The 6,997-nt window shown below is 57.8% G+C and carries 6 protein-coding genes; 4 read left to right on the forward strand and 2 right to left on the reverse strand.

Annotated features, from left to right (window positions below):
• Positions 1-597: 597 nt before the first annotated feature.
• The 4 genes from nifW to IC50_RS34785 all read left to right on the forward strand — a co-directional run bounded on the left by nifW (position 598) and on the right by IC50_RS34785 (position 4,653).
• On the forward strand, positions 598-939 hold the full coding sequence (nifW, locus tag IC50_RS34765) for a nitrogenase stabilizing/protective protein NifW (RefSeq protein WP_011084580.1): 342 nt from the start codon (positions 598-600) through the stop codon (positions 937-939).
• A 950-nt stretch (positions 940-1,889) separates the two neighbouring features.
• Positions 1,890-2,999 (forward strand): electron transfer flavoprotein subunit alpha/FixB family protein, encoded by a 1,110-nt coding sequence (locus IC50_RS34775; RefSeq protein ID WP_011084582.1) that lies wholly within the window; start codon positions 1,890-1,892, stop codon positions 2,997-2,999.
• Positions 3,000-3,010: 11 nt separating this feature from the next.
• Entirely contained in the window at positions 3,011-4,318 is a 1,308-nt protein-coding gene (locus IC50_RS34780) for an FAD-dependent monooxygenase (RefSeq protein ID WP_011084583.1), read from the forward strand.
• 38 nt (positions 4,319-4,356) lie between these two features.
• Positions 4,357-4,653: a ferredoxin family protein gene (locus IC50_RS34785; protein WP_011084584.1), complete on the forward strand. Its 297-nt coding sequence runs from the start codon at positions 4,357-4,359 to the stop codon at positions 4,651-4,653.
• 211 nt (positions 4,654-4,864) lie between these two features.
• Here the strand turns inward: IC50_RS34785 and IC50_RS34790 are convergent, their stop codons facing one another.
• Positions 4,865-5,413 carry a carboxymuconolactone decarboxylase family protein gene (locus tag IC50_RS34790; protein WP_011084585.1) on the reverse strand — a complete coding sequence of 183 codons (549 nt, stop codon included), beginning with the start codon at positions 5,411-5,413 and terminating at the stop codon, positions 4,865-4,867.
• 6 nt (positions 5,414-5,419) lie between these two features.
• Positions 5,420-5,974, reverse strand: a complete 555-nt coding sequence (locus IC50_RS34795) for a peroxiredoxin (protein ID WP_011084586.1) — start codon at positions 5,972-5,974, stop codon at positions 5,420-5,422.
• Between the last annotated feature and the right edge of the window lie 1,023 nt (positions 5,975-6,997).

Genomic DNA, 6,997 nt, shown 5'->3' on the forward strand with positions numbered 1-6,997 from the left:
GGTTAAGGCGGCAAGATCGAGTGCTAGGCTACAGTTCACCCGTGTTGGTGCGCCGCAACGGACCTGTCGCACCAAAGGGCAACGCGTTCGGCCTCATAGCGCTGTCGCATTTGCCACGATGCATTTGCTGAACAAGGTCATAAAGAGAAGCGTGACTTCTTGCACTAGGTCGGCCGTTAGGATCACAAAGACTGCGGCGGTAACGGCGGGCGCGGTCAACAAAAACATCGCGTCCGCGCAATTATCGAAGCAGATCTTCCGCTTACCATGATGGAGTGCCGCACGGACCCGGGAAAGAGGCGCCGACGCGAGGGTCGACGCAAGGGTGTCGATGAAATATGTGGTCCCTTGCCACAATATCCATGCCGTCTTCGGGCTGTGTAGTCATCAGGAGCTAACGATGGAAAAGGTCAACCAAGTGTTAGGATATACCGGGCCCGCGAACTTCAGGTGTCAGTCATGAGAAGTCTTTCCGCGCCGTCACCGAGTTCTCATCAGATTGAGCGCAACCGCAAAACCCGCGGGCGCGTTGTCGTTACTGTTTCGGATCCGCTCAATGTGGGCGCTCACCAGAGCTAAACCGAAGGAGAATATTCGATGATCAGCTCATCCCCAGCAACCGGTATTCTAGATCGACTCGGCAAGGCCTCATCGGCAGAGGAGTTTTTTTCGCTGCTTGGCGTCGAGTACGACCCTAAGATCGTGAATGTCGCGCGCCTTCACATTTTGAAGCGCATGGGACAATACCTCGCACAGGAGAAATTTGCTGGTGCCGCAGAGCCGGAAATCAGAACTCGATGCAAGGCGATGCTGGAACGGGCATATGGAGATTTCGTGGCATCGTCACCGATCGACGAGCGAGTGTTCAAGGTTTTGAAGGATGCCGTCTCAGACTCCAAGAAGGCTGCGGCCTTCGTTCCTTTGAGCGAGTTGAAGTGACCTAGCGTTCCACTGTAAGCGAAGTCTGTCCGGCGGACGCCGAGGCGCTCCGTTAATGCGGCTTTCTATTTATCGCGGCAAGTCTCTTAGTCATGGCCCGGCCAACGGCTGTCGTATTCCCGACCCATGTCCGGATTATTCGTGACCAGGTATCAGCAGCTGTTTGATGTGTGGCGCAAGCCAATACGTCCCACTGACTTCAATCGTCTTTGCAACTGGTACGACACTTGCTGTTGTCCTGCTGATCTGATCATCGATGCCGACAGATGGTGGCGCCCACGGTGAGTTTGAAGGAGGACCCATGATGCTGCTTACAGTGCCTGCCGAGCCCCCCTGCGGCATCATATCGAGGCCTACGATGCCGTCAGGTCTGTTCGCAACGGTCTTTGACGCGGTCGCAGTTTCGTAGTGACGGTGAGATGGTAGTCAATAATAGGTGTCCCCTTCGCGCGGCTCTTGCGGCGGCTATGCACAGTAGCGTCCGCATCAAATCGGCCCCCGATCCCGCTCAAATGTGTCTGCATCTCATCGCAGATAGAAACTGCGTTACGAAAAGTGGTGCCCTCCTCCCACACGGAGTGCCAGCGCTGGAGGCTCGGCACGGTCGCGTGACAGAAGCCTTGCCAGGACCTCCATCGATGGTACCGGCGAGGCGCCGCGAACGGACTAGTCAACTAAGGCATGGAAGTGGCCGGTCAGGATCACCTCGTCCTGGCCGGCCACGGTGGCGCTCGTCGAGCCCGGCACCCAAGGATTCAGTTTGCAAGATCCCTCCAAAGCCGGCCGAATGGGTGCGCCAATTGCGACGACGCGTATTGTGGTGCGACTGGTCCGAGCGCGCAGGCGGGCAGAGCAGCCAGCCACTTGCCGGCCAAAAGTGAACTTCGGTTAACGAAAGCGAAAAAGCAACCCGTGGCGCGGGCGCGCCTATCTCCAGAGGAATTTAGACTATGAGCAAGGTCAGCAAAACGGCGATGCCAGCAGGGGCCGGCCGCGGAGCAGCCAAAAAAGAACTGCCGGAGCACTTCAAGTCGTACAAGCACGTCTGGGTCTTCGTCGAGCTGGAGCGGGGCCAAGTGCATCCCGTTTCCTGGGAGCTCATGGGTACGGGGCGTGGTCTTGCCGACAGGCTAAAGGTGAATCTTGCCGCTGTCGTTGTCGGTCCGGAGGGGCAGCACACACGCAACGCCGCACTTGAAGCCTTTTGCTACGGCGCCGATCTGGCCTATCTCGTGAGCGACAATGTGTTGTCGGATTACCGCAACGAATCTTATACGAAAGCGCTCACCGAACTCGTCAACACCTACAAGCCCGAGATATTACTGTTGGGTGCCACGACGCTTGGTCGCGATCTCGCAGGTTCCGTGGCGACGAATCTATCGACGGGGCTTACTGCCGACTGCACCACGCTGGACGTGGACGCCGACGGTTCACTTGCGGCGACGCGGCCAACTTTTGGCGGCTCGTTGCTCTGCACAATCTATACCTTGAATTACCGCCCGCAGATGGCCACGGTCCGCCCGCGAGTGATGCCGATGCCTGCACGCGTTATGCGCGATGCCGCTCGTATCGTCGTTCATCCGCTCGGCCTTGTAGAAGACGATATAGTCACGAAAGTATTGTCCTTCCTACCCGACCGCGATGCAGAAACTTCCACTCTGGCCTATGCCGATGTTGTGGTTGCGGGCGGCCTTGGACTGGGATCGCCTGAGAACTTCCGGTTGGTACGCGAGCTCGCAGCTCTGCTTGGGGCTGAATATGGCTGCTCGCGTCCTCTCGTGCAAAAGGGCTGGGTTACGTCTGACCGGCAAATCGGTCAGACAGGCAAAACCATCCGGCCGAAGCTCTATATTGCCGCGGGCATTTCCGGTGCGATCCAGCACCGGGTCGGCGTCGAGGGCGCGGATCTGATCGTCGCCGTTAACACGGACAAAAACGCTCCGATCTTCGACTTCGCCCATCTCGCGATCGTCAGTGATGCTATGCAATTGTTGCCAGCCCTGACGGCTGCATTTCGCGCGCGGCTTCTGCCAGATTCGCGCGCCAGGATCGCGGTCTAGAGGAGATATTGATGATTGAAGAGAGATTCGATGCGATCGTGGTCGGAGCCGGTATGGCCGGCAACGCGGCGGCATTGACGATGGCCAAACAGGGCATGAAGGTGCTGCAGCTCGAGCGGGGCGAATATCCCGGATCGAAAAATGTGCAGGGGGCCATCCTCTATGCCGACATGATGGAAAAGCTGATCCCCGAGTTTCGAGAGGAGGCGCCACTCGAACGCCACCTGATCGAACAGCGGTTCTGGATGATGGACGATCGCTCGCATGTCGGCATGCACTACCGTTCGGAGGACTTCAACGAGCAGAGGCCGAACCGCTATACGATTATACGCGCCCAGTTTGACAAATGGTTTTCTTCAAAGGTGCGGGAAGCTGGCGCGATCGTGCTTTGCGAGACCACCGTCACAGAGCTCGCGCAGGACGATCGTAACAGGGTCGTCGGTGTTCGTACAGATCGCCGTGACGGCGAGATACATGCTGACGTCGTCGTTCTGGCCGAAGGGGTCAATGGCTTGCTCGGCACGCGTGCGGGCCTGCGCGCCCGTCCGGCACCCGATAACGTTGCGCTCGCGGTGAAGGAAATGCACTTCTTGCCCCGTGAAACCATCGAAGCACGCTTCAATCTTAAGGGGGATGAAGGCGTCGTGATAGAGGCTGCCGGTACCATTTCCCGCGGCATGACCGGGATGGGTTTCATCTACGCCAACAAAGAGTGCATTTCGCTTGGCATCGGTTGTCTCGTCGCCGACTTCCAACGCACGGGCCAAACGCCGTATGGCCTGCTCGATGAATTCAAAAGGCATCCCTCTGTGGCGCCACTGATAGCAGGGTCCGAAGTAAAGGAATATTCGGCGCATCTCATTCCCGAAGGCGGTTACAAATCGATCCCACAGCTTTATGGGGAGGGCTGGGTCGTCGTGGGCGATGCCGCCCAACTCAACAATGCCGTTCATCGTGAGGGCTCCAATCTCGCGATGACATCGGGCCGTATCGCGGCCGAAGCGATAGGTCTGGTCAAATCGCGCGGCGAACCGATGAGTGCAACAAATCTCTCAATCTACAAAAAGATGTTGGACGATTCTTTCGTCATCAAAGATCTCAAGAAGTACAAGGATTTGCCACCCCTCATGCATACCCACTCCGAAAATTTCTTTCTCACTTATCCGCAGCTTATCTCCAAGGCGATGCAGAACTTTGTGCGCGTCGATGGTACGCCCAAGGTTGAGAAGGAGAAGGCGAGCCTCAAATCCTTTGTCAAGACGCGGTCATGGTCAGGTCTGGTCGGCGATGCTTACCGTTTTGCCAGGGCCTGGCGGTGATCGCGACAGTGTGAAGTCCAACAGTGGAAGGCAAAAGCATGAATGTCGAACCCTCCGTGCGCGTCGAAGACAAGCTGTACTACAACCGTTATCTTGTCGACGCCGGGCACCCTCACGTCAGGGTACGTGCGCACAAGACGCCATCGCCGCAGCTCCTCACACTTTTGAAGGCCTGCCCGGCGCGATGCTACGAGCTCAACGACAACGGCCAGGTCGAAGTTACAGTTGATGGCTGCATTGAATGCGGTACCTGCCGCGTGATCGCCGAGCCGACCGGCGACATCGAATGGAGCCACCCGCGCGGCGGATATGGTGTTCTGTTCAAGTTTGGGTGATGACAGAGCGAAGGGTGGTGCGGCGTTAGCCGACGCAATCTCACTGTATCTGTGGCGCGCTCACTGTCACCTGCATAGCGCCGGGTTGTTTGAGAAGACACCCGTCATCGCAACGCGACGCAAGACGTGACATGCAGATAAGCAGCAAAAGGCTCGTTGTGGCGCCACTGAGTAGCGCCACGATGCCGTCGATCTGATGGCAGAGAAAAGATCAGTCTCCTGCCTGAGGGGAGGCAGGCCCAGCGGCCTCGAGTGCGATCGCCACTGACTGTGTGATCGCAGCAAAGCGCACGGCGGTCTGGATCGTCTCCGAATTGACGCCCGCGGCTCTCAATGTCCTCTCATGGGCATCAATGCAGATACCGCAGCCGTTTATGGAGGAGACAGCAAGCGACCACAGCTCGAAATCGGACTTGTCCACGCCGGGATTGCCAATCACGTCCATGCGCAGCCGCGGCGGCATCGTCTTGTATTCTGGGTTGGAAGCGAGGTGAACGAAGCGGTAGTAGACATTGTTCATTACCACTACGGAGGCCGCAGCTTTCGCTGCGGCGATCGCCACAGATGTCATCACGCCCGAGGCTGCCGATTCCACCGCGGCAATCAGGGCTGAATTGCGGGTGGCAACTGCACTCGCTACCAGCACCCCGTATTTTCGCCGCGGCGAAAGCGTCTCATCGGCCATCAAGGAGGTCAAGTTAATCCTGACATCCTTCGCGAAATCGGGAATCTTGTCGTAGATTTGTTCGATCGGCGACATGCTGCGTCACGCAACCTTCAGTGTTTCCCCGCCGATTTCGCGGTTGCAGGGACAGAGCTCGTCGGTTTGCAGCGCGTCTAGAACGCGGAGTGTGTCCTTAGGACTGCGGCCCACACTCAGATTGGTCGCATAGACGTGCTGAATCGTGTTTTGGGGGTCAACAATGAAGGTATAACGATAGGCAACCCCTTCGGGTGAACGCACCCCGAGGCCATCGACGAGCGTTCCCTTTGTGTCGGCAAATTGCCAGATTGGTAGATTGTGCAGGTCGACATGTGAGCGCCGCCAAGCAAGCTTGCAGAACTCGTTGTCAGTCGAGCCACCCAGTACAACCGCATCTCGGTCAGCGAATTCCTTGGAAAGCCGAGCAAATTCTGCGATCTCTGTCGGGCAGACGAAGGTAAAGTCCTTTGGGTAAAAGAAGATGATCTTCCATTTCTCCGGAAAGCTCATTTCGGTCAGCGTCTCAAACGCACTCTGCCCTTCCTCTTCCTGCGCTTGAAAACCGGGCTTCACGCCTGTGATGTCGAATGGCGGCAACTGACTTCCAATTCCGAGCATGGTGTCCTCACAAACTTGCTTTTGTAGATCGTGACCTCACTGGTGGAGCAAACCATATGCCACGCATTCTTAGACCTAGAATTGGCGCAACAAGACCAGCCCAGCGGCTTGGATACAGGCGCCTTTGAGCACGAAAGTACACGGGCGCTGGCTACGCGGTTGGCGGGAAGACGGCAGCCAGACCTAAACCGAAGCAATCTCGTCCCCGACCGGTAGGCACTGCACAGCCGGCCTGGCCGGGCTATGGCAGTTTGGCGCTCGCCGCTGGTAACTGCGACGTCGTGCCGTTCAAGGTCCACAATCGGCGCGTTCGCAAGGCATCGAGGCGGCGCAGCAGCGGACGCGGGAGCTAAGGCGGCTTCCGCAAATGGCGAAGGGTTTCGATGGGCGTGCGCCGCCCGGTATCGTTCCGACCAATAGCCGCAGCTGGGGTTGAACGGCGCCGGCCGCAAGGCATGTTTTTCGGAACGTCTGTTAAGTCCGGTACGCCTGGCTATCGTAACGATTCGGCGCGCAGGTCCGGTCAGCTCATTCCCGTTGTTTGGCGAATTTGCTGATCGCAAGGAGATGGGGTCCTGCTGCGAAGCGCCCGGGAGACGGCGGGCGCAGCCTCGGCAACCGTTTTTGTCAAGACCGGATTGTTCTGCTGCCGAACGGTTGGGAAATCGAGATCTGTTCTCCCCTCGCAACGTTCGCTTGCGAGCATAATGTGTGTGCCCCCCTCGAGTGCCGCTGCACCTGTAAGGTGATGCCTTCCTCGCTGCGCGACATCCAAAGCGGAATCGGCAGGTAGCCTCAAGATCGTCTTTGGCAGGTAAAGAACTGCCCGGAGCGCTATTCGAATCTATCTCATCTAGACTATCGATGATGGCCGCGATCTTGCTGGTGTGTTTCTCGCGTCCAGACATAGCCGTCCAAGGTGCTCATGGGGATGTGGCAGGCCTTGCAAGCCACCGCTCGGCAGCCCGAGCGGAACGGCGCGCGCGACTTCCGCGAAGAGCTATGCGGGATTTTGGGTGACGA

The sequence above is a fragment of the Bradyrhizobium genomosp. I (2014) genome (assembly GCF_000261685.1).
Taxonomy (GTDB): Bacteria; Pseudomonadota; Alphaproteobacteria; order Rhizobiales; family Xanthobacteraceae; genus Bradyrhizobium.